The following is a 22,456-nucleotide window of genomic DNA, read 5'->3' on the forward strand; positions in this document are numbered from 1 at the left end:
CGGTCACTTCCGGTTGACGTCCAGGTGCTCCACCAGGCCGTCGAAGAGTTCCTCGCCCAGCTCCTTGCCCTGTCCCGCCGCGGGCATCTGCACCGCCAGCCGCCAGGCCTCCGCCTCGGAGTCGATGTAGTAGAACTCGCGGCGCTGGAACCTCCCGGCCTCCTCGTCGTCCCGGTGCCGGTACGTCGCCGTCAGCTCGGCGGCGCGTCGCTCGCCCCGGTACTCCGCCTCGGTGACCCTGCCCTCGACCTCCGTCATCTTGCTGTCGTAGGGCTTGTCCCGGTAGTAGGCCAGCCGCTCGTTGGCGTCGGCCAGCGGGCTCATCCACTTGTCGCGGCTGCGCTGGATCCAGACGGTGAAGGTCTTGTCCGGCGAGGTCAGGACCACCTCGTTGTCGTTCACCGAGCGGGTGTACCCCTCCGGGGCGCCCAGCGTCGCGTTCACCCGTTCCGTCTCGTCGTACACCCTCCAGCCCTCGGGCAGACCGTGGTCGACGGGCCGGAACAGCACCAGCGCCACCGCCAGCGCGACCGCCAGGACGCCGGCGCCCGTGCCCACCTGCGCCGGGCGGCTGGTGCGCAGCGCCCGGACCAGCCGCCCCAGCGGGCCGAAACCGCCCGCCCCGCTCCCGGACGGCAGCCGGTTCGGGCGGGCGATGCTCTCCAGGTCCTGCCGGACCTCCGCGGCGTCCGGGCGGGCGGTCGGGTCCTTGCGCAGCAGCCGCATGACGAGCGCGCCCAGCGCGCCGCCGGCTCGGGCCGGGGCCTGCGGTTCGGACGAGAGGATCGCCTGGAGCGTGGCGGGGGTGGTGGAACGGCGGAACGGCGACATGCCCTCGACGGCCGCGTACAGCACCACGCCCAGCGACCACAGGTCGGACTCGGGTCCGGGCCGCCGCCCCAGCACGCGCTCGGGGGCGATGTACTCGGGCGAGCCGACGAAGGCGCCGGTCTCGGTGAGCTTCTGCTCGCCCTCGATCTGGGCGATGCCGAAGTCGGTGAGGACGACGCGGTCGTACTGGCCGAGCAGCACGTTGTCCGGCTTGACGTCGCGGTGCAGCACGCCCACCTCGTGCGCGGCGGTCAGCGCGCCGAGCACGGCGAGGCCGATGCGGGCCGCCTCCTTCGGCTCGATCGTGCCCTCGGTCAGGACGTCGCCCAGGGAGCGCCCCCTGACCAGCTCCATCACGATCCAGGGCCGGCCGTCCTCCACCACCACGTCGTGGACGGTGACGACGGAGGGGTGGTCGATGCCGGCGGCGGCGCGGGCCTCGCGGCGCATCCGCTGGTACGCCGTCTGCCGTTCGGCCTCGGAGAAGTGGTCGGGGAGGCGGGGTTCCTTGACGGCCACGTCACGGCCCACCACCTCGTCGTACGCCTGCCAGACCGTGCCCATGCCGCCGTGGCCGAGCCGGGAGACCAGGCGGTAGCGCCCGCCCAGGAGCCGCTCCCCGCCCTGTCCGGCAGGCTGTCCGGCAGGTTGGACGGGAGGCTGTCCGGCGGGCTGGACAGGCGGCTGGGCGGGAGGACGGGCGGGCGGCTCCGGCCGGCGCGGCGGCCCGACCCGCCCCGGCGCGGTCTGTGTCGGCTGGTGGCCGATCCCCCCGGACACGTGCTGCGCCGAGGCCGCGGGGGGCGGCAGCTCGTAGCTGGTGGGCTCGTGCGCCCGGTCTCCCTCGTTGGTCATACCCCCATCACTATCGCGCGGCCGTTCCGCACCGCCAGCGTGGTCCAAGGTGGAGACGAAGCTGTGACCCCCGGTGAGACGGGCGCCCTCGGCGGCGGGGCGGGTGGCCGTCAGCCGGTGAACCGGTAGGTGTCCGCCACCGCATCGAAATGCCGGTCGACGGCGTCCTTCCGCTTCTCGGGCCCCCTGACCAGCACCGTGTGGTAGCGGCCGTCGATGATGATGGCCCGGTCGCGCATGTACGTGTCGCCCCGGCCGTCGGTCCAACTGAAGGCGCCCTCCGCCATCACCGTCCGGCCCACCTCTATCCGCCGCATCCTGGAGTTGGTCGCCCACTCGGCGGCGCGGTAGGCGTCCAACTCCGGCTGCTCGTCGGTGAGGTACGCCATCGGGTCGTCGCCGTGCTCGGCGGTGGTGTCCCGGCCGGGCACGACGATCAGCTCGACGCCCCCGCCGGTGAAGACGACCTGGCCGTCGCCGTTCGGTCCGCTGCGCCGCCACCCCTCGGGGAGGGCGATCCCGAAGCCCCGGTCGTCCTTGTGCCGCACATAGCCGTCGAGGCCCCGCACGGGCTCGGTGGTCTGCGGCGCCCGCGAGGCGCCGCCGGTGGACTCCCGGGGGACGGAGGACTCCGAGGAGGGCGACGGGGCCGTCCGCTCGGGCTGTTCGGGCTGTTCGGGCTGGGTGCCCACCCGTCCGGCGCGCTGGTCCCCGGGGTTCACGGAGGAGCCCGTGTCCGCCCCGGGCAGGAACAGCGCGGCGTAGACCAGCGTCCCGGTCAAAAGCAGCAGGACCGCCCCGACCAGCACCATCCCCAGGCGGCGCGGGCTGCGCTCCTTCCGGGCACGCCGGTGCCGGGCGCGGGCGGGCACCGGAGACCGCTCGGCGCGTTTCCTGCGGACCAGCTCTCCCCTGCGCCGCACGATCGGCAGCCGCTTGGGATCGGCCGCCGTGCCCGCCTCCAACGAGAGCGGCACGGTGACCGTGTGCCGGCCGACCTCCGGTTCGGGCGCGGAGCGGATCAGGGACCGCAGCCAGCCGCCCAGTTCCTCGAAGTCGGGTCGCTCGGTCGGGTCCTGGCGCAGCAGCGACTCCACGACGGGCCGCAGCGCCCCGCACTCCTCGGCGAACGCCGGCGGCTCGGCGCACACCATCTGCACCAACTCGGCCGCGGACTCCTCGGGGTAGGGGGCGTGCCCCTGCACGGCCCGGAACAGCAGCGCGCCCAGCGCCCACAGGTCGGCCGCCGGGCCGACCGGCGGGGCCAGCCGCCAGTTCTCGTAGACCGGCCCGGCCTGTTCGGGCGCCCAGCGCTCGGTGACGGCGCCGACGACCGTGATCCGGGCCTGCCGGGCGCGTTCGGCGGCGAGCGCGGTGGTGGGGCCCCGGTATCGGTCGCCGTCCTCCTCGCCCCAGCCCGCCGCGGCCCTCTCCACGGCGGCCCCGTCCGCCGCCCCGTCCGCGACGCTCTCTCCGCGAGGTCCGGGAACGACCGGGCCGAGGCCGTCGGGATGCCGACGGCCGTCCCCGCCGTACTCCTCGGCCCGGCGGGCCTCGATCTCCATGTGCGCGGCGGCGGCCCGTGTCCCGGCGCGGTACGCGGCCAGGGCGGCGCCGCGGGCCGCCCGGCCGTCGCCCTCCCTCCGGTATCCCTCCGGCAGGGCGGGCAGCTCGCTCGTGTCCGCGTCCGGCCCCGCGCCGGGGGCCTGGCGCGGCACGGTGCCGTCCCCGAGCCGACTCGGCGCCTCGTCAGCCTCGTCGAAGGGGCCGGGCGGCCCGTTCCCGCCGGGCGGTTCCTCCGGCAGCCAGCCGTGCGGCAGGACGCTCGGCGGCGCCGGAAGGGGGTCGTACCCGCACAGGGCCTCCTCCGCCGCCCCGGCGGCCAGCCCGGTCAGGACGGCACGGCCGTCGTCGCAGACGAGGACCGTGCGGGGGGTGATGTTGCGGTGGACCCAGCCGTGCGCGTGCACCGCCCTGAGCGCGGCGAGCAGGTCGGCCGCCAACTCCGCGGCGCGGTGGGGGCTCAGCGGCCTCTCCGCCAACACGGCGGCCAGCGGCCGGGCCGCGACGAGTTCGCTGACGATCCACAGCCCGTCGCCCTCGACGAAGACGTCGAAGACCTGGTCCAGCCGCGGGTGGTCGGGTATCCGGGAGGCCGCCAGTGCCGCCTCCACCGCCCGCCGCACCGCGGGGTCGGCCGGGTGCCGCGTGGCCTGTCCGATGTACGCGCGGCCGTATCCGCCCGTACGGCCGGCGCCTCCGCCGACGAACTCCGCCTCGACGACCTCGGGCAGCGGCACCTGACGGACCACCACCTCCTGGCCGCTGGCGGTGTCGTACGCGCGGGACTCCACGAGTTCGTACTCGTCGGACGGCGGACGCGGCAAGCGGTACCGATCGGCCAGCAGCCGACCCGAGTAGTCGTCCACGGCGCCCCTCCCACTGGTCCCCCGGCGTGCGGTTCCTCGACGTTCCTCAGCGGCCCCCCGGCACCGGCCGGATGGCCGGACGCACAGGGTCCACGACGTATCACGATACGTGCCGGAGGGGCATCTCGTCGTCGGTCGGCGGCAGTTGTGACTCTTACCGGGGCCGGAACGTCCGGAACGCGGTCTTCCGGACGGTGCGGCACTCCTCGCCGTCCCACGCGTCCGCCTTGCAGGTGATCATGATGGCGTAGCCGCGTCCGGAGTCCACGCGGAAGCCGCGGTTGAGGACGCGGACCCGCACGCCCTTCTCCACGCGCTCGAACGTCCAGTCGGCGACGGTCGGGTAGTCGCGCCACTTCACGGGCTTGATGTCGAGCCGGGAGTAGCCGGTGCTGCCGCCGCGCACGGCGGGCTCCAGGGACTTCCAGGCGGCCACCGCGCTCTCGCCGGGGCTGCTGTTGAAGTCGACCTGGACCTTGGGGTACCCGCCGCCGGACGGGCTGTAGACGCCGCCGGAGTTCCGTCCCGCTATGGCGGTGCGCCGGTACCCCTCGGGCATGGCCATCGAGAAGTTGAAGCGGTCGTCGACGATCTCCTCGAAGCCGTCGGGCAGCGCCTTCCCGCCGCCCTGGCCGCCCTTGTCGCCCTCCGGGCCGTCCTTGTCGCCGTCGCCGTCCTCGCCGGTTCCGGCGCCTCGGTCGCCCTTGTCGCCCTTCTCGTCGTCGCCGTCGCCCCGGCCGGACGGTTCGGGGGCGGGCTCGTCGGCCGCGTCGCCCTCCTTCGCGTTCCGGTCGCTGCGGCCGTCGTCGTTGCGTCCGTCGCCGACGCCGCCGGTGACGGACCGCTCCTGCCGGGCTCCGCTGCTCCCCTCCTCACCGCCGCCGAACGCGACGGCCAGGACGGTGCCGAGCAGGGCCAGCACGACCACGGCCACCACCGCGATGCCGGTGGGCTGCCGCGTCCTGCGCGCCAGGCCGGCCAGCCGCTCGGACAGCACGGTCGTGGTGCCGGCGCCGCCGGCGTCCTTGTCCCCGCCCGTGGGCGCCCGACCGTCGGACGAGGTCCGCTCGGCGGTGCGCTTGGCCGCCGCCGAGGCCGTGGCGGTCGTGGCCGCCGCGGCGTTGCGCACGGCCCGCAGCGCCTCGCGCAGCCGCTCCGCGGCCGGGCCGGTCGCGGTGGGGGAGCCGTCGGAGGCGCCCGACGCCGGGGAAGCGGTCGAACTCCCCGTCCCCGCCCGGCCGTCCGAGGTCTCCGAGGCGCCGGTCCCCCGCGCCGCCCTCTGCCCCGCCGGATCCTTGGACCCCGTCGGCTCCGTCGACTCCTTCGGCTCCTTGGACCCCTTCTGCCCCTTCGGTTTCCTCGCGCCGTTCGCCGCCTTGGCGGCGGACGCGAGCCCGCCGACCAGCGGGAGCACGGTCGTCCGGGTGCCCTCCCCCGTCTTCGACGAGGTCTCGGCCACGGTGTCGGTGTCGCGGGCCGCCCGCTCCAGCAGGGCCCGCGCGCCCGGCTCGTCCAGCCGCTTGGCCGGGTCCTTCTCCAACAGGCCGTAGATGACCTCCTCCAGGCCCCCGGCCCGTGTCGGGGGCTCCAGCGGCTCGGTCATCACCGCCGTCAGGGTCGCGATCGCCGACCCTTTGTCGTAGGGCGGGTGGCCCTCCACCGCCGCGTACAGCAGCCCGCCCAGCGACCACAGGTCGGAGGGCGGGCCGGGACGCCGGCCGCGCGCCCGTTCGGGCGCTATGTAGGAGGGCGCCCCGACCAGCATGCCGGTGGAGGTCAGGGAGGGGTCGCCCTCGATCTGGGCGATGCCGAAGTCGGTGAGGACGACCCGGCCGTCCTCGTCCGCGATGAGGACGTTGGACGGTTTCACGTCGCGGTGGAGGATGCCCTCGCGGTGCGCGGCCCGCAGCACGTCCAGGATCGCCAGGCCCACCTCGGCCGCCCGCTTGGGCTCCAGCGGCCCGTCCTCGCGCAGGACGTCGGCGAGCGAGCGGCCCTCGACCAGCTCCATCACGATCCAGGGCCGGTCGTCCTCGTCGACCACGTCGTAGACGGTGACGGCGCTGCTGCTGCGGATGCGCGCGATGGCCTTGGCCTCGCGCAGGGTGCGCGTGACCAGGCGCCGCTTCTCGTCCTCGTCCACGCTGGAGGGGAAGCGCAGTTCCTTCACCGCGACGGTGCGGCCCAGGACCTCGTCCTCGGCTCGCCACACGGTGCCCATGCCGCCGCGCCCCAGGACGTCGCCCAGTCGGTAACGCCCGCTCAGCAGCCGCCCCGACGTCTTGCCGCGGCCGTCCACGTCGCCCATGTGTCCCCTCACACTCAGCCCGCCCCAGCAGTCGTCCCATTCTCTCCCATGGGGTCCGCCGTGGCGTACGCGGCCATGGGCACGCCACCGGAACGGCGGTGTGCGGAGGTGGTCCTGACACCCCGACACGCCGTGCCGACGAGCGGTGGGACGGACGGCGGGGCGGGCGGACGGCGGCGGGGCGGACGGCGCCCGCGAGGCGTCACAACGGCACGATGTCCGGGGCCCCCAACCGCGCGGCGTCGGCGGTCCGGTCGTCCGGCTGGCGCTGGGACTCCCGCTCGGCCTCGACCCGCTTCTCGTAGTGGGCGACCTCGCGCTCGATCCGGTCCTCGTCCCAGCCGAGCACGGGGGCCATCAGCTCGGCGCACTCGCGGGCGCTGCGCGTGCCGCGGTCGAAGGTCTCGATGGAGATGCGGGTCCGGCGGGTGAGGACGTCGTCCAGGTGGCGCGCGCCCTCGTGCGAACAGGCGTACACCACCTCGGCCTTGAGGTAGTCGTCCGCGTACGGCAGCGGTTCGCCGAGCCGCGGGTCGTCGGCGACGAGGGCCAGCACCTCGTCGGCCAGGGAGCCGTACCGGTTGAGCAGGTGCTCCACACGCGCGACGTGGAGGCCGGCGCGGGCGGCGATCCGGGCGCGGGCGTTCCACATCGCGGGGTACCCCTCGGCGCCGAGCAGCGGCACGTCCTCGGTGCAGCACGGCGCGACCCGATGGTCGAGCCCGTGCACGGCCGCGTCGACGGCGTCCTTGGCCATCACCCGGTACGTGGTGTACTTGCCGCCCGCGACCACCACCAGGCCCGGCACCGAGTGGGCGACGGTGTGCTCGCGCGACAGTTTGCTGGTGGCCTCCGACTCGCCGGCCAGCAGCGGGCGCAGCCCGGCGTACACACCCTCCACGTCGTCGCGGGTGAGCGGCACGGCCAGCACGGAGTTGACGTGGTCGAGCAGGTAGTCGATGTCGGCGCTGGAGGCCGCCGGGTGGGCCTTGTCCAGGTCCCAGTCGGTGTCGGTGGTGCCGATGATCCAGTGCCGCCCCCAGGGGATGACGAACAGCACGCTCTTCTCGGTGCGCAGGATCAGCCCGGTCGAGGAGTGGATGCGGTCCTTGGGCACCACCAGATGGATGCCCTTGGAGGCGCGGACGTGGAACTGCCCGCGCTCGGCCGTCAGCCGCTGGGTGTCGTCGGTCCACACCCCGGTGGCGTTCACCACCTGCTTGGCGCGCACCTCGAACTCCCCGCCCTGTTCCAGGTCCTTGACCCGGGCGCCGACCACGCGCTCGCCCTCCCGCAGGAAGTCGACGACCCTGGCCCGGTTCGCGGCATGGGCGCCGTAGGCGCCGGCCGTGCGGACCAGGGCGGCCACGTACCGCGCGTCGTCCACCTGCGCGTCGTAGTACTGGAGGGCGCCCACCAGCGCGTCCTTCCGCAGGGCGGGCGCCACGGTCAGGGCGCGGCGGCGGGTCAGGTGCCGGTGGTGGGGCAGGCCGCGGTTGCGGCCGGACGCCGCGGCGAGCGCGTCGTACATCGCCACGCCGGTGCCCGCGTACAGCCGCTCCCAGCCCCGGTGTCGGAGCGGGTAGAGGAACGGCACGGGCTTGACCAGGTGGGGGGCGATCCGCTGGAGGAGCAGTCCGCGTTCCTTGAGTGCCTCGCGCACCAGGGCGAAGTCCAGCATCTCCAGGTAGCGCAGTCCGCCGTGGATGAGCTTGCTGGACCGGCTGGAGGTGCCCGAGGCCCAGTCGCGGGCCTCCACGATCCCGGTCGACAGCCCGCGGGTCACCGCGTCCAGGGCGGTGCCCGCGCCGACCACGCCACCGCCGACGACCAGCACGTCCAGCTCCCGTTCCGCCATCCGGGCGAGCGCCTCGGCCCGCTCTGCCGGTCCCAGTGCCGCTGTCCTCACCGCTGCCTCCCAGATCCGTCGGCCGTCCGCCCCTGCTGTGGCCTGTACCCGATCGTCCGCCGTTCCCACGACTTCGAGCCGGAGCGGACACCGTCCCGCGCGCAATCCACCATATCTGTCATATATGCGCTTAACCTGACATGGCCCTCATACGCCGTGATCCAGTCGACAGGGGAAGGGACGCCGCCTCATGCCCGCAGATCTCGCCGTCCTCGGTCTGGGTCATCTCGGCCTTCCCGCCGCCCAGGCCGCCACCTCCGCCGGCATCGGCACCATCGGCTACGACCCCGACGAACACGCCGTCGCGGAGGTGAGCGCCGGACGGCCGCCGGCGAACGGCGGGCTGTCGGCGGCCGAGGTCCGTCGGATGCTCTCCGCCGGTTTCCGCGCCACCTCCGACCCTTCCGTCCTCAGCCGGGTCCGTACCGCCCTCATCTGCGCTCCCACCCCACTGGGCGAGGACCGTTCACCGGACCTGGGGGCGGTGCGCCGGGCGGCGCTGACCCTGGGCGAGCTGCTGCGCCCCCGGACCACCGTCGTGGTGGAGTCGACCGTCCCCCCGGGCGCCACCGAGGAGTGCGTCGCCCCTCTGCTGGAGAGGGCCTCGGGCCTGCGCGCCGGACGCGACTTCCACCTCGCCTGCGCACCCGCCCGGCTCGACCCCGGCAACCGCACCCACGGCTACTCCAACACCCCGCGGGTCATCGGCGGGCTCACCCCGGCCTGCACGGAGGCCGCCGCCGCTTTCTACGGGCGGCTGACCGAGAAGGTGGTGCGGGCGCGCGGGCTGCGCGAGGCGGAGATGACGGCGGTGCTGGAGACCAACTACCGGCACGTCAACATCGCCTTGGTCAACGAGATGGCCGTGCTCTGCCACGACCTCGGCGTGGACCTGTGGGACGTGATCCGCTGCGCGGAGACCAAGCCGTTCGGCTTCCACGCCTTCCGTCCCGGACCGGGCGTGGGCGGCCACGGCATCCCCGTGGACCCCGCCTGTCTGGACCGCGGGAACCGCACACCGGGCCACCCGCTGCGTCTGGTCGAGGTCGCCCGGGAGGTCAACGCCCGGATGCCCCGCTATGTCGCCCAGCGCGCGGCGACGCTGCTGAACGAGCACGGCAAGTCGGCCCGCGGCGCCCGTGTCCTGCTGCTGGGCGTCACCTACAAGGCCGACCTCGCCGACCAGCAGGGCTCCCCGGCCCCCGAGATCGCCTTCCGGCTGCTGGAGCTGGGCGCGGAGATCAGCTACCACGACCCGCACGTGCCGCAGTGGCGGGTGGCGGGCCGCCCCGTCCCGCGCGCGGACTCCCTCTACGAGTCCGCCGCCGCGGCCGACCTCACCCTCCTCCTCCAGCACCACCGCGTCTACGACCTGCAGAGCCTGTCGGCCAAGGCCCAACTCCTCCTCGACACCCGCGGCGCCAGCCCCACGGGAGCGGCCCACCGGCTGTGACGGGCGGCGCCGCGCGGCGACCGGGGCGTCGACGGCGGGTCGACGGCAGGTCGACGGCGAAGGGGCCGGGTCCGGTGGAGCGAATCCACCAATCCCGGCCCCTTCGCCGTGTTCGTCGCGTCCGTCGCGCTCTCCGCCGTCAGCGGGAGACGGTGACCTCCACGCGCTGGAACTCCTTCAGCTCCGAGTAGCCCGTGGTGGCCATCGCCCGACGCAGGGCGCCGAAGAAGTTCATGGAGCCGTCGGGAGTGTGCGAGGGACCCAGCAGGATCTCCTCGGTGGTGCCGACCGTGCCGAGGTTGACGCGCTTGCCGCGCGGCACGTCCTCGTGGACGGCCTCCATGCCCCAGTGGTGGCCGCGGCCGGGCGAGTCGGTGGCACGGGCCAGCGGGGAGCCCATCATCACCGCGTCCGCGCCGCAGGCGACGGCCTTGGGCAGGTCGCCGGACCAGCCCACGCCGCCGTCGGCGATGACGTGGACGTACCGGCCGCCGGACTCGTCCAGGTAGTCGCGGCGGGCCGCCGCCACGTCGGCGACGGCGGTGGCCATCGGCACCTGGATGCCCAGCACGTTGCGGGTGGTGTGCGCGGCGCCGCCGCCGAAGCCGACGAGCACGCCCGCGGCGCCGGTGCGCATCAGGTGGAGCGCGGCGGTGTACGTGGCACAGCCGCCCACGATGACGGGGACGTCCAGCTCGTAGATGAACTGCTTGAGGTTGAGCGGCTCGGCGGCCGAGGAGACGTGCTCGGCGGAGACCGTCGTGCCGCGGATGACGAAGATGTCGACACCGGCGTCGACGACCGCCTTGGAGAACTGGGCGGTGCGCTGCGGCGACAGCGCCGCGGCCGTCACCACGCCCGAGTCGCGGACCTCCTTGATCCGCTGCCCGATCAGCTCCTCCTTGATGGGCGCGGAGTAGATCTCCTGGAGCCGGCGGGTCGCCACGACCTCGTCGAGGCCGGTGATCTCCTCCAGCAGCGGCTCGGGGTCCTCGTAGCGCGTCCACAGCCCTTCGAGGTTGAGCACCCCGAGGCCGCCCAGCTCGCCGATGCGGATCGCGGTGCTCGGCGAGACGACCGAGTCCATGGGCGCGGCCAGGAACGGCAGCTCGAAGCGGTAGGCGTCGATCTGCCAGGCGATCGAGACCTCCTTCGGGTCCCGCGTGCGCCGGCTGGGCACCACGGCGATGTCGTCGAAGGCGTACGCGCGCCGTCCGCGCTTGCCACGGCCGATCTCGATCTCAGTCAACGTGTTGTGCCCTTCCTACGGTCTACGGCCCAAGTATCCCCGAACGGGGTGCGGGGATTGGACCCCCTCGCCCGGCCGCGCGACCGGGCCGACGGTTCAGCGCCCGGAGTAGTTCGGCGCTTCCGTCGTCATCTGGACGTCGTGGGGGTGGCTCTCCTTGAGCCCGGCGGCCGTGATGCGCACGAAGCGTCCCCTGGCCTTCAGCTCCGGGACGGTCCTGCCGCCGACGTAGAACATCGACTGCCGCAGGCCCCCGACGAGCTGGTGCACCACCGCGCCGAGCGGGCCGCGGTAGGGAACCTGGCCCTCGACGCCCTCGGGGATCAGCTTGTCGTCGGTGGAGACCGTCTCCTGGAAGTAGCGGTCCTTGGAGTAGGACCTGGCCTGGCCGCGCGACTGCATCGCGCCCAGCGAGCCCATGCCCCGGTAGGACTTGAACTGCTTGCCGTTGATGAACAGCAGCTCGCCCGGCGACTCCTCACAGCCGGCCAGCAGGCTGCCGAGCATCACGGTGTCGGCGCCGGCGACCAGGGCCTTGGCGATGTCGCCGCTGTACTGGAGGCCGCCGTCGCCGATGACCGGGACACCGGCCTCCCGGGCGGCCAGGGAGGCCTCGTAGATGGCGGTGACCTGCGGGACGCCGATGCCGGCGACCACGCGGGTGGTGCAGATCGAGCCCGGTCCGACGCCGACCTTGACGCCGTCCGCGCCCGAGTCGATCAGGGCCTTGGCGCCCTCGCGGGTGGCGACGTTGCCGCCGATCACGTCGACCGAGTGATTCGACTTGATCTTGGCGACCATCTCGCCGACCAGCCTGGAGTGGCCGTGCGCGGTGTCCACGACGATGAAGTCGGCGCCCGCCTCGACCAGCGCCTGGGCCCGCTCGTAGGCGTCCCCGGCCACGCCGACCGCGGCGCCGACGATCAGCCGGCCCTCGGAGTCCTTGGCGGCGTTGGGGTACTTCTCGGCCTTGACGAAGTCCTTGACGGTGATCAGGCCCTTGAGCACGCCCTCGCCGTCGACCAGCGGCAGCTTCTCGATCTTGTGGCGGCGCAGCAGCTCCATCGCGTCCCCGCGGGAGATGCCCACCCGGCCGGTGACCAGCGGCATCGGCGTCATGACCTCGCGGACCCGACGGTCGCGGTCCGTCTCGAAGGCCATGTCGCGGTTGGTGACGATGCCCAGCAGCTTGCCCGCCGCGTCGGTGACCGGCACGCCGCTGATGCGGAACCGGCCGCACAGCTCGTCCGCCTCGCGGAGCGTGGCGTCCGGGCGGATGGTGATCGGGTCGGTGACCATGCCGGACTCGGACCGTTTCACCTGGTCGACCTGGTCGGCCTGGTCCTCGATCGACAGGTTGCGGTGGAGCACGCCGACACCGCCCTGCCGGGCCATGGCGATGGCCATCCGAGCCTCGGTGACCTTGTCCATCGCCGCGGAGATCAGCGGGATGTTCACCCGGACGTTACGCGAGACGTACGAGGAGGTGTCGATGTCCTGCGGGGCCATGTCCGACTCACCCGGCAGCAGCAGCACGTCGTCGAACGTCAGGCCCAGCGGAGCGAACTTCGCGGGCACCTCTCCGTCGCTGCCGACGCTGCCTGTCATGACGCCTTCCATGGCACCTTCCCCAATACTCTTGCCCGGCGCGGATGTCCATGCTAGCGGGCTCGGCGAATGCCCCGTGTCGCAGGCGGGACCGCCTCCCGACGAGGTCGGCCGCCCTTCTCGGTCACTGCTCGGTCACTGCTCGGCGAGTGCGCGCAGCCTCGACAGGGCACGGTGTTGTGCAACGCGCACGGCCCCCGGGGACATTCCGAGCATCTGCCCGGTCTCCTCGGCGGTCAGCCCGACGGCGACGCGCAACAGCACCAGTTCGCGCTGGTGCTCGGGGAGGTTGGCCAGGAGTTTCCTGGCCCACTCCGCGTCGCTGCTGAGCAGCGCCCGCTCCTCCGGGCCGAGCGAGTCGTCGGGCCGCTCGGGCATCTCGTCCGAGGGGACCGCCGTGCTGCCCGGCCCCCGCATGGCGGCCCGCTGGAGGTCCGCGACCTTGTGCTGGGCGATGGCCACCACGAAGGCCTCGAAGGGCTTGCCCGTGTCGCGGTAGCGGGGCAGGGCGCACAGCACCGCCAGGCAGACCTCCTGGGCGAGGTCGTCCACGAAGTGACGAGCGTCTCCCGGCAGCCGCGTCAGCCGCGTCCTGCAGTAGCGCAGGGCGAGCGGATGGACGCGGGCGAGGAGGTCGTGGGTGGCCTGCTCGTCCCCCTCCACCGCACGCTGGACGAGGGCACCGATGTCCCCCTGGCCATCGGCCTTGGGGGGCGTCTCGTCGTCGCGCATCGGTCCATGGTGCACCCGTCGCGGGCGATTCGTCGCACCGTGTCCGTGGTTGTGCGCTGAAGCGTTATGGACAGGGGCACTCGCTGTCACGTCCCGCGCCCTCCCCTCACGCCTGGCCGTCCGGTCCCCGAGGAACTCCATACACCCAGGATGCGGCACGCGGGAAATTACGGCACCAGGCCGTCTCCCGGAGGCCCCACCGCCCGGGGGCGCCGGGGCCGGTGGGAACCCTTCCGGGCATACGGACGTCGGGGGCGGAGATCACACGGACTCCACCGCTCCGGCGTCCGCGACCGTCCGCGATCGTCCGCGGTCCAGGGGACCGCCAGGAGACAGCCAGGGGGCAGGGGGAGGGTTGGAAGGGGCGGGCTAGCGGACGAGGCCCCAGCGGAAGCCGAGCGCCACGGCGTGTGCCCGGTCGGACGCGCCGAGCTTCTTGAACAGCCGCCGCGCGTGGGTCTTCACCGTGTCCTCGGACAGGAACAGCTCGCGCCCGATCTCGGCGTTGGAACGGCCGTGGCTCATGCCCTCCAGCACCTGGATCTCACGGGCGGTGAGCGTCGGCGCGGCACCCATCTCGGCCGAGCGCAGCCGCCGCGGCGCCAGCCGCCAGGTGGGGTCGGCCAGCGCCTGGGTGACCGTGGCCCGCAGCTCGGCGCGCGAGGCGTCCTTGTGCAGGTAGCCACGGGCGCCCGCGGCGACGGCCAGCGCGACCCCGTCGAGGTCCTCGGCCACGGTCAGCATGATGATGCGCGCGCCGGGGTCGGCCGAGAGGAGGCGTCGCACGGTCTCGACGCCGCCCAGGCCGGGCATCCGGACGTCCATCAGGATGAGATCGGAGCGGTCGGCGCCCCAGCGGCGGAGGACTTCCTCGCCGTTGGCCGCCGTGGTCACACGTTCCACGCCGGGCACGGTCGCCACCGCGCGGCGCAGCGCCTCTCGGGCAAGCGGGGAGTCGTCGCAGACGAGGACGGAAGTCATGATCGCCCTCCGCAGCTCATGCGCATCACCTTAGGCCTCCAGGGCTGGTACGAATCGTCACCTGCGCGGTTGACCGCCCCGGACATTCGTCCGGCACTTGTCGCTGTCAACCGCCTCCGCACACTCAACGACGGTCACCCGAAAGAGTTACGGTCTTCGGCGCCCGCTTTCAACACCCTACGTGATGGAGCCGACACGGAGGGACTATCCCGCGCAGATCAGCGGCCGTGTCGTCATTTGCCCTGTTTGGCGGGTTTTCTTTTCATTGGCCGCGCGTGTCGCAAAAAACCCGAAGAGACATATTTACATCTACTCATACCGTGGATGTACGGTCGTGACTGTTCTCGACTGGTTCACCAGCATCAGTTCGCTTCCGAGAGGACAAGCCATGGCAGATTTCTCCCGCCTTCCGGGCCCCAACGCCGATCTGTGGGACTGGCAGCTGCTGGCCGCCTGTCGAGGAGTCGACAGTTCGCTGTTCTTCCACCCCGAGGGGGAACGCGGAGCGGCGCGCAGCGCGCGCGAGGCGTCCGCCAAGGAGGTGTGCATGCGCTGCCCGGTCCGGGCCGAGTGCGCGGCCCACGCGCTCACCGTGCGTGAGCCGTACGGAGTATGGGGCGGACTGACCGAGGACGAGCGCGAGGAACTGATGGGACGCGCCCGGAACCGGCTCGTCGGCGCCGCGGGCGCTTGAAGGACCGCGCCGCGCGCCGGCGCGAAAGCCCCGAGAGGATCCGTGAAGACCCGAGAAGATCTGTGAAGAAACGTCTCTGCGCGTCCGCGCCCGAACGGTGATCCGGGGCGGACGCGCCTCAGCGACGCGCCACGGCCGAGAGCCGGTCCAGCATGGCGGCGACCGCCGGGACGCGGGAGAGGTCCGGCAGGGTGAGCGCGACCACCTCGCGCCGTGCCTCGGGAGTGAGCCGCACGATCCGCACGCCTCTCGGGCGCACCGAATCGATCGCCAACCCGGCCAGCACGGCCACCCCCAACCCCGCCCCGACCAGCCCCACCACGGCCGGGTAGTCGTCGGTGGCGAAGTCGATCCGCGGGGTGAAGCCCGCTCTCTCGCACATCCTCACCAGATGGCCTCGGCAGTGCGGGCAGCCCGCGATCCAGGACTCCTCCGCCAGGTCCTTCAGATCCACGCTCTCGGCCCGTGCCAGCGGGTGGTCCTCCGGGACCAGGCCGACGAGCCGCTCGGTGAGCAGCGGTCGCACCACCAGGTCCTCCTCCCACGCGCCGGCCGGATCGTCCCCCACCGAAGAGGCGGGATACGCGTAGCGGTAGGCGAGCGCGATCTCGCACTCCCCCTCCCGGACCATCTCCGCCGACCGCGGCGGCTGGGCCTCCACCAGCGACACCCGGGCGCCGGGGTGCTCCTCGCGCATCGCGGCGACGGCCGCCGGCACGAGAGTGCAACTGGCGCTGGGGAAGGAGACCAGACGCACCCGCCCCGCGCGCAGCCCGGCGATGGCCGCCACCTCCTCCTCGGCGGCGGTCAGCCCCGCCAGGATTCCGGCCGCGTGCCGCACCAGGGCCTCGCCCGCCTCGGTCAGACGCGTCCCTCGTCCGGCGCGGACCAGCAGCGGGGTGCCCGCGATGTGCTCCAGGGACTTCATCTGCTGACTGACGGCGGGCTGCGTACAGCCCAGCTCGCGAGCCGCGGCGGAGAACGATCCCGTGCGGGCCACGGCGCGCAGCACACGGAGGTGACGGGCCTCGAACATGCCTCAACCATAAGCAGGCCTTGGCCGACGTTGCCGATATTTATTCATCCCTTTGGGCAGTGTTTACCCGCCCCTTTGAATCGCCCCTTTGAGTCGTCTCTTTGAGTCGTCTGTTTGAGCCGCCCTTTCGAGCCGTCCCCGTGACTCGTCCCTTCGAGCAGCGCCGTCCTAGGCTGCCGGCATGCGGCTTCTCTCCGTGAACCTGGCCCGTCCCCACTCGGGCGACCACACCGATTCCCCCTCCGGGGTCACCGGCATCGACAAGCGCCCGACCGACGCCCCGGTCGCCGTCGCCGCGCCCGGCCCCAAGGGAGTGGGCGGCAGCGCCCTGGCGGGCGACGTCATCGGCGACATGCGGCACCACGGCGGCGACCACCAGGCGGTGTACGCCTACGCCCGGGAGGACCTGGACGCCTGGGAGAGGGACCTCGGCCGCGAACTGCCCGCCGGTGTCTTCGGCGAGAACCTCACCACCTCGGGCGTCGACGTCAACGGCGCCCTGATCGGCGAGCGTTGGCGCGTCGGGCCGGACGTGGTGCTGGAGGTCTCCTGCGCGCGCATCCCCTGCCGCACGTTCGCGGGGTGGCTCGGGGAGGAGAAGTGGGTGAGGCGGTTCACGCGGGCCGCGGTGCCCGGCGCCTATCTGAGAGTGATCGAACCCGGCGAGATCCGCGCCGGGGACCGGATCGAGATCCTCCACCGGCCGGACCACGAGGTGAGCGTCTCGTTCCTCTTCCGCGCCCTGACCACCGAGCGGGAGCTGCTCCCCCGCACCCTGGCCGCCGGGGAGGCCCTGCCGCCCGAGGCGCGCGCGCAGGCCCTCGCGTACCTGGAGAAGATCGAAGAGGCCGGAAAGGTCGAGAGGGCCGCGGAGCGCGCCTCCTGACGCGTTGCCCGTTCGACCCGGCCGGATAGCGTGCCCACATGACGAGTGCACTGATCACGGGAGCCACCTCGGGCATCGGCGCCGCCTTCGCCCACCGACTGGCACGCGACGGACACGACGTGGTGCTGGTCGCCCGGAACACCGAACGGCTGCGGCAGTACGCCACCGAACTCCACGACCGGCACGGCGTGGAGGCGTCCATAATCACCGCCGACCTCGCCACGGACGACGGCATCGCGTCGGTCGAGGAGCGATTGCGCGACCGCAAGCACCCGATCGACCTGTTGGTCAACAACGCCGGTTTCGGCAACAAGGGTCGTTACCTGGAGGTCCCGGTCGAGGACGAGCTGCGGATGCTCAAGGTGCACTGCGAGGCCGTGCTGCGGCTGACCTCGGCCGCCGCGGAGAGCATGCGCGAGCGGGGGCGCGGCGGCATCGTCAACGTGGCCTCGGTGGCGGCCTTCCTGCCGCGCGGGACCTACGGCGCCTCCAAGGCCTGGGTCGTGCAGTTCACCCAGGGCGCGGCGCGCGATCTGGGGAGGTCGGGGGTGCGGTTGATGGCCCTGTGCCCGGGTTTCGTGCGGACCGAGTTCCACGAGCGCGCCGGGATGGCGGCGGAGAACGTGCCGGGCTGGATGTGGCTGGACGCGGACCGGGTGGTGGACACCGCCATGGCCGACCTGGCGAGGGGCCGTTCCCTGTCCATCCCGGACCCGCGGTACAAGGCGCTGATGGGAGTCGCCCGGTTGGCGCCGCGCGGCCTGGTCGCCCGCGCCTCGTCCACCACCGGGCGCTTCAGTCCCAGGTGACCGGCGCCCGGCCGTCCCGCGGATGCCCACCCCCGCTCCCGACAGCGCGAAGGCCCGGTCCCCTCGAACCTCGACGAGGGGGCCGGGCCTCGGCCGTGGGCGGGTGCCCGTCGTGTCAGTGGGCGTGGCCGTGGCCGTGCCCGGCGGCCTCCGGCTCCTCCTCGGCCGGCTTCTCCACGACCAGGGTCTCGGTCGTGAGCAGCAGCGAGGCGATGGAGGCGGCGTTCTCCAGCGCGGAGCGGGTGACCTTCACCGGGTCGATGACGCCGGCCTTCACCAGGTCGACGTACTCGCCGGTCGCGGCGTTGAAGCCGTGGCCCTTCTCCAGCTCGGCGACCTTGGAGGTGATGACGTAGCCCTCCAGGCCGGCGTTCTCGGCGATCCAGCGCATCGGCTCGACCACGGCGCGGCGGACGACCGAGACACCGGTGGCCTCGTCGCCGTCCTTGCCGAGGCTGTCCTCCAGCACCTTGGAGGCGTGGACCAGGGCCGAACCGCCACCGGAGACGATGCCCTCCTCGACCGCGGCGCGGGTCGCGGAGATGGCGTCCTCCAGACGGTGCTTCTTCTCCTTGAGCTCGACCTCGGTGGCCGCGCCCACCCGGATGACGCACACGCCGCCGGCCAGCTTGGCGAGGCGCTCCTGGAGCTTCTCGCGGTCCCAGTCGGAGTCGGTGGTCTCGATCTCGGCGCGGATCTGCGCGACGCGGCCCTGGACGTCCTCGCTCTTGCCGCCGCCGTCGACGATGGTGGTGTCGTCCTTGGTGACGGTCACGCGGCGGGCGGAGCCCAGCACGTCCAGACCGACCTGGTCGAGCTTGAGGCCGACCTCCTCGGCGACCACGGTGGCGCCGGTCAGCGTCGCCATGTCGCCCAGCATCGCCTTGCGGCGGTCGCCGAAGCCCGGGGCCTTGACGGCCACCGCGTTGAAGGTGCCGCGGATCTTGTTGACCACCAGGGTCGACAGGGCCTCGCCCTCGACGTCCTCGGCGATGATCAGCAGCGGCTTGGAGCTGTTGGACTGGATGATCTTCTCCAGCAGCGGCAGCAGGTCCGCGATGGCGGAGATCTTGCCCTGGTGGATCAGGATGTACGGGTCGTCCAGGACCGCTTCCATCCGCTCCTGGTCGGTGACCATGTAGGGCGACAGGTAGCCCTTGTCGAAGGCCATGCCCTCGGTGAAGTCCAGCTCCAGGCCGAAGGTGTTGGACTCCTCGACGGTGATGACGCCGTCCTTGCCGACCTTGTCCATCGCCTCGGCGATCAGCTCGCCGACCTGCTTGTCCTGGGCGGACAGGGCGGCGACGGCGGCGATGTCCTCCTTGGAGTCGATCGGACGGGCGGTGGCCAGCAGGTCGTCGGAGACGGCCTTGACCGCGGCGTCGATGCCCCGCTTCAGGGCGGCCGGGGAGGCGCCGGCGGCGACGTTGCGCAGGCCCTCGCGGACCAGGGCCTGGGCCAGCACGGTGGCGGTGGTGGTGCCGTCACCCGCGATGTCGTTGGTCTTGGTCGCGACCTCCTTGACGAGCTGGGCGCCCAGGTTCTCGTAGGGGTCCTCGACCTCGACCTCACGGGCGATGGTGACACCGTCGTTGGTGATGGTCGGAGCGCCGAACTTCTTGTCGATGACGACGTTGCGGCCCTTGGGGCCGATCGTCACCTTCACGGTGTCGGCGAGCTTGTTGACACCGCGCTCGAGGGCGCGACGGGCGTCCTCGTCGAACTTCAGGATCTTCGCCATGGTTGCTGGGTTCCTCTCGGGTCCTCTCAAAAGATCCGCGCCCCGGCCCCGGCTGTCTCACGACACGGGTACCAGGGCGCGGACCACAGGCAGTCTTCGCGGTGCTTACTTCTCGATGATCGCGAGAACGTCGCGAGCCGAGAGGACGAGGTACTCCTCGCCGTTGTACTTCACCTCGGTGCCGCCGTACTTGCTGTACAGCACGATGTCGCCGACCTTGACGTCGAGCGGCAGACGGTTGCCGTCCTCGAAGCGGCCCGGACCCACGGCCAGGACGGTGCCCTCCTGGGGCTTCTCCTTGGCGGTGTCCGGGATGACCAGGCCGGAGGCGGTGGTCTGCTCGGCGTCGAGCGGCTGGACCACGATGCGGTCCTCGAGCGGCTTGATGGCAACCTTGGAGCTAGTGGCGGTCGTCACGATCCGACCTCCCCCTTCGGAGATCTCACGGGGTTTGGATGTCTGGGGTGGCGACCTGGTAGATCCGTCGTCGCGGGTGCCGGATCTGCCCGTCGCTGGGATTGGCACTCGCTCAAGGAGAGTGCCAACGTCGAGACTAGGCGGGCGTTAGCACTCAGTCAACCGGAGTGCCAACGCACGGCGCGTTGCGCGCCTTCGCGCCGATATGCTGACCGCACACCGCGTCGCAGGTGCCCACCCGTGAGGAGTGCCGCCGATGACCGCAGAGCCCTTGCCCGACTGGTTCTACCCGCCGCCGGGCGGCTGGACCGCCGATGATCTGGACCGGCTGCCGCCGGGCGCCCCGCGCTTCGAGTTGATCGACGGAGCCCTCGTGATGACGCCGCCGCGGACCGAGTTCCACAGCATGGTGATGCGGCGGCTGGCCAACGCGATGGAACTCGCCGCCCCCCACCACCTGCGGGTCCCCGCCGAGATGTCGATCCGGCTGGGCGAGCGCCAGCGCCCCGAACCGGACATCCTGGTCGTCGACGCTCCACCCCAGAAAAAGCGCACCTCCTACCTCCCCGAGGAGGTCGTGCTCGCCGTCGAGATCGTCTCGGACGAGTCGGCGGTGCGGGACCGGGAGACCAAGCCGCTGAAGTACGCCAGGGCCGGCATCCGTCACTTCTGGCGGGTGGAGGAGGAGGACGGCATCCCGGTCGTGCACGTCTACGAGTTGGACGACACCACCGGCGCGTACGTGGCCACCGGCATCCACCGCGACAAGCTCGTCGTCCCCGTCCCCTTCCCCATGGACATCGACCTGACCACGCTGTTCCACCGCTGAGCGCGACCGCTGCGATGATGGGCCGGTGCACGCGCCGACCGGTTCCGAGTCCGACCCCGTCTCCGTCTTCCACGCCCTGCTGACCGACGAGGGGCAGGCCCTGCTGGAGGAGTTGCGGTCGTACGACCCCGGGCGGGAGCTGGCCGTCGCCACCCGGCTGCGCCGTGACCACCCCGCCGAGCTGGTCTCGGCGGCCCTCGGCCAGGCGCGGCTGCGGCAGCGGGCGGCGGCGAAGTTCGGGGGCGGAGACGGTGGGGACGCCGCCCGGATGTACTTCACCCCCGACGGCGTGGAGCAGGCCACCCGCGCGAGCGTGGCCGCGTACCGCGCCGGGCGCTTCGCCGCGCTCGGGGTGCGGTCCGTGGCCGATCTGTGCTGCGGCATCGGCGGCGACGCCATCGCGCTGGCCCGCGCCGGCATCCGCGTCCTGGCCGTCGACCGCTCCCCGCTGACCTGCGCCGTCGCCCGCGCCAACGCCGAGGCGCTGGGTCTGGCCGACCGCGTCGAGGTGCGGTGCGCGGACGTGACGGAGGTGGACACCGACGGCTTCGACGCCGTCTTCGCCGACCCGGCCCGGCGCGGTGGGCGCGGCCGGATCTTCGACCCCGAGGCGTACTCGCCCCCGCTGTCCTGGGCCGTCGCCGCCGCCCGTCGGGCCCCGTGCGCCGCCCTGAAGGTCGCCCCCGGCATTCCCCACGAGGCGGTGCCCGAGGACGCGGCGGCCGAGTGGATCTCCGACGGCGGGGACGTGAAGGAGGCCGTGCTGTGGTTCGGCACCGGCCCGCACGGGAAGCGCGACGTCCGCGCCACCCTCCTGCCCGGCCCCCACACCCTGACCTCCACCGGTCTGCCGGACCCGCCGGCCGGCCCGGTCGGCCGCTACCTGTACGAACCGGACGGCGCGGTCATCCGCGCCCACCTGGTCGCGGAGGTCGCCGAGCGGGTGGACGGGCGCCTGATCGACCCGACGATCGCCTACGTCACGAGCGACGAGCTGCGCCCGGTGCCGTACGCGAGCGCATACGAGATCACCGATGTGCTCCCCTTCAACGTCAAGCGGCTCAGGGCACTGCTGCGGGAGCGCGGGGTGGGGACGGTGACGGTCAAGAAGCGCGGCTCGGCCGTCGAGCCCGACGAGCTGCGCCGGAAGCTGAAGCCCACCGGTCCGAACGCGGCCACGGTCTTCCTCACCCGCGTCGCGGGCGCTCCCACGGCCCTCCTGGGGCGGCCCGTCCCCTGACCCCGAGCCCCACCGGGAACGCCAAGAGCGCCGGGAGCGCCGGGAGCGGTCACGACACCTCCAGGCTCTCGAAGCGCCAGTGGTGGACCGGGCGGCGGATCAACTCGTTCGGCGGGGTGGGGAGCTCGGGCAGGTCGAGGGCGTCGTAGGGGGCGTCCCACCAGGTGATGACCAACACCCGGTCGGTGGAGGCGGTGAAGGTCTCGCGGCGCAGCGGGGCGGGGTCGAGGGGCTGGGCGCGGGCCCACTCCAGCAGTTCCGCGCCACGGCCGTCGGCGGCCCGGGCCTCCCACATCAGAGCAACGGTCATGGCACGATTCTGCCCACTCGCCCGGACATCGCGCGCCGGGCCCGCGGCCGGTGAGCCGGTCGGGCGCGGCGGCGACGGCAGCGGTGTGCCGAGGCGGGGTGATCGCGGGCAGGGTGGCGCGCGACCTTGTTTTTTCTTC

At 72.9% G+C, this 22,456-nt stretch carries 18 protein-coding genes; 6 read left to right on the forward strand and 12 right to left on the reverse strand.

Going from position 1 to position 22,456, the window contains the following annotated elements; genetic code table 11:
- Nucleotides 1–3: 3 nt before the first annotated feature.
- The 4 genes from IF47_RS0120125 to IF47_RS0120140 all read right to left on the reverse strand — a co-directional run bounded on the left by IF47_RS0120125 (nucleotide 4) and on the right by IF47_RS0120140 (nucleotide 8,332).
- Nucleotides 4–1,686 (reverse strand): serine/threonine-protein kinase, encoded by a 1,683-nt coding sequence (locus IF47_RS0120125; RefSeq protein ID WP_031510274.1) that lies wholly within the window; start codon nucleotides 1,684–1,686, stop codon nucleotides 4–6.
- 110 nt (nucleotides 1,687–1,796) lie between these two features.
- Entirely contained in the window at nucleotides 1,797–4,115 is a 2,319-nt protein-coding gene (locus IF47_RS0120130) for a protein kinase family protein (protein ID WP_031510275.1), read from the reverse strand.
- 154 nt (nucleotides 4,116–4,269) lie between these two features.
- Nucleotides 4,270–6,423 (reverse strand): serine/threonine-protein kinase, encoded by a 2,154-nt coding sequence (locus IF47_RS0120135; RefSeq protein ID WP_031510276.1) that lies wholly within the window; start codon nucleotides 6,421–6,423, stop codon nucleotides 4,270–4,272.
- A 202-nt stretch (nucleotides 6,424–6,625) separates the two neighbouring features.
- Nucleotides 6,626–8,332 (reverse strand): glycerol-3-phosphate dehydrogenase/oxidase, encoded by a 1,707-nt coding sequence (locus tag IF47_RS0120140; protein ID WP_031510277.1) that lies wholly within the window; start codon nucleotides 8,330–8,332, stop codon nucleotides 6,626–6,628.
- Between the two features lie 190 nt (nucleotides 8,333–8,522).
- Here IF47_RS0120140 and IF47_RS0120145 point away from each other — a divergent pair, with 190 nt between their 5' ends.
- Complete coding sequence (locus tag IF47_RS0120145) at nucleotides 8,523–9,785, forward strand: nucleotide sugar dehydrogenase (protein WP_031510278.1); 1,263 nt, start codon at nucleotides 8,523–8,525, stop codon at nucleotides 9,783–9,785.
- Nucleotides 9,786–9,924: 139 nt separating this feature from the next.
- On the opposite strand, the gene IF47_RS0120150 is transcribed toward IF47_RS0120145, so the two are convergent.
- From IF47_RS0120150 to IF47_RS0120165, 4 genes are all read right to left on the reverse strand, one after another.
- Entirely contained in the window at nucleotides 9,925–11,034 is a 1,110-nt protein-coding gene (locus IF47_RS0120150; RefSeq protein WP_031510279.1) for a GuaB3 family IMP dehydrogenase-related protein, read from the reverse strand.
- A gap of 96 nt (nucleotides 11,035–11,130) precedes the next feature.
- Nucleotides 11,131–12,642, reverse strand: a complete 1,512-nt coding sequence (gene guaB, locus IF47_RS0120155) for an IMP dehydrogenase (protein ID WP_031510280.1) — start codon at nucleotides 12,640–12,642, stop codon at nucleotides 11,131–11,133.
- Between the two features lie 135 nt (nucleotides 12,643–12,777).
- Nucleotides 12,778–13,374: a sigma-70 family RNA polymerase sigma factor gene (locus IF47_RS0120160; RefSeq protein ID WP_031510281.1), complete on the reverse strand. Its 597-nt coding sequence runs from the start codon at nucleotides 13,372–13,374 to the stop codon at nucleotides 12,778–12,780.
- Between the two features lie 369 nt (nucleotides 13,375–13,743).
- Nucleotides 13,744–14,355 (reverse strand): response regulator transcription factor, encoded by a 612-nt coding sequence (locus IF47_RS0120165; protein ID WP_003948568.1) that lies wholly within the window; start codon nucleotides 14,353–14,355, stop codon nucleotides 13,744–13,746.
- A 388-nt stretch (nucleotides 14,356–14,743) separates the two neighbouring features.
- Between IF47_RS0120165 and IF47_RS0120170 the strand changes: the two genes are divergently transcribed.
- On the forward strand, nucleotides 14,744–15,049 hold the full coding sequence (locus IF47_RS0120170) for a WhiB family transcriptional regulator (protein WP_031510282.1): 306 nt from the start codon (nucleotides 14,744–14,746) through the stop codon (nucleotides 15,047–15,049).
- A gap of 118 nt (nucleotides 15,050–15,167) precedes the next feature.
- Here IF47_RS0120170 and IF47_RS0120175 read toward each other — a convergent pair whose 3' ends face one another.
- Nucleotides 15,168–16,085 carry a LysR family transcriptional regulator gene (locus IF47_RS0120175; RefSeq protein WP_031510283.1) on the reverse strand — a complete coding sequence of 306 codons (918 nt, stop codon included), beginning with the start codon at nucleotides 16,083–16,085 and terminating at the stop codon, nucleotides 15,168–15,170.
- Between the two features lie 181 nt (nucleotides 16,086–16,266).
- Here IF47_RS0120175 and IF47_RS0120180 point away from each other — a divergent pair, with 181 nt between their 5' ends.
- Nucleotides 16,267–16,971 (forward strand): MOSC domain-containing protein, encoded by a 705-nt coding sequence (locus IF47_RS0120180; protein ID WP_037732979.1) that lies wholly within the window; start codon nucleotides 16,267–16,269, stop codon nucleotides 16,969–16,971.
- 38 nt (nucleotides 16,972–17,009) lie between these two features.
- On the forward strand, nucleotides 17,010–17,780 hold the full coding sequence (locus IF47_RS0120185; RefSeq protein WP_031510285.1) for an SDR family NAD(P)-dependent oxidoreductase: 771 nt from the start codon (nucleotides 17,010–17,012) through the stop codon (nucleotides 17,778–17,780).
- Nucleotides 17,781–17,895: 115 nt separating this feature from the next.
- On the opposite strand, the gene groL is transcribed toward IF47_RS0120185, so the two are convergent.
- On the reverse strand, nucleotides 17,896–19,521 hold the full coding sequence (gene groL, locus IF47_RS0120190; protein ID WP_031510286.1) for a chaperonin GroEL: 1,626 nt from the start codon (nucleotides 19,519–19,521) through the stop codon (nucleotides 17,896–17,898).
- A 105-nt stretch (nucleotides 19,522–19,626) separates the two neighbouring features.
- The gene (groES, locus tag IF47_RS0120195; RefSeq protein ID WP_031510287.1) at nucleotides 19,627–19,938 is read right to left on the reverse strand and encodes a co-chaperone GroES; all 312 of its coding nucleotides are present in this window, start codon (nucleotides 19,936–19,938) and stop codon (nucleotides 19,627–19,629) included.
- A gap of 256 nt (nucleotides 19,939–20,194) precedes the next feature.
- Between groES and IF47_RS0120200 the strand changes: the two genes are divergently transcribed.
- Both IF47_RS0120200 and IF47_RS0120205 read left to right on the forward strand, forming a co-directional pair.
- Nucleotides 20,195–20,767, forward strand: coding sequence for a Uma2 family endonuclease (locus IF47_RS0120200; protein WP_031510288.1), 573 nt, complete (start codon nucleotides 20,195–20,197; stop codon nucleotides 20,765–20,767).
- A 25-nt stretch (nucleotides 20,768–20,792) separates the two neighbouring features.
- Nucleotides 20,793–22,007: a class I SAM-dependent methyltransferase gene (locus tag IF47_RS0120205; protein ID WP_031510289.1), complete on the forward strand. Its 1,215-nt coding sequence runs from the start codon at nucleotides 20,793–20,795 to the stop codon at nucleotides 22,005–22,007.
- A 49-nt stretch (nucleotides 22,008–22,056) separates the two neighbouring features.
- On the opposite strand, the gene IF47_RS0120210 is transcribed toward IF47_RS0120205, so the two are convergent.
- Complete coding sequence (locus IF47_RS0120210) at nucleotides 22,057–22,317, reverse strand: hypothetical protein (RefSeq protein WP_031510290.1); 261 nt, start codon at nucleotides 22,315–22,317, stop codon at nucleotides 22,057–22,059.
- Between the last annotated feature and the right edge of the window lie 139 nt (nucleotides 22,318–22,456).

This window comes from Streptomyces megasporus (assembly GCF_000718985.1).
GTDB classification, from domain to species: Bacteria; Actinomycetota; Actinomycetes; order Streptomycetales; family Streptomycetaceae; genus Streptomyces; species Streptomyces megasporus.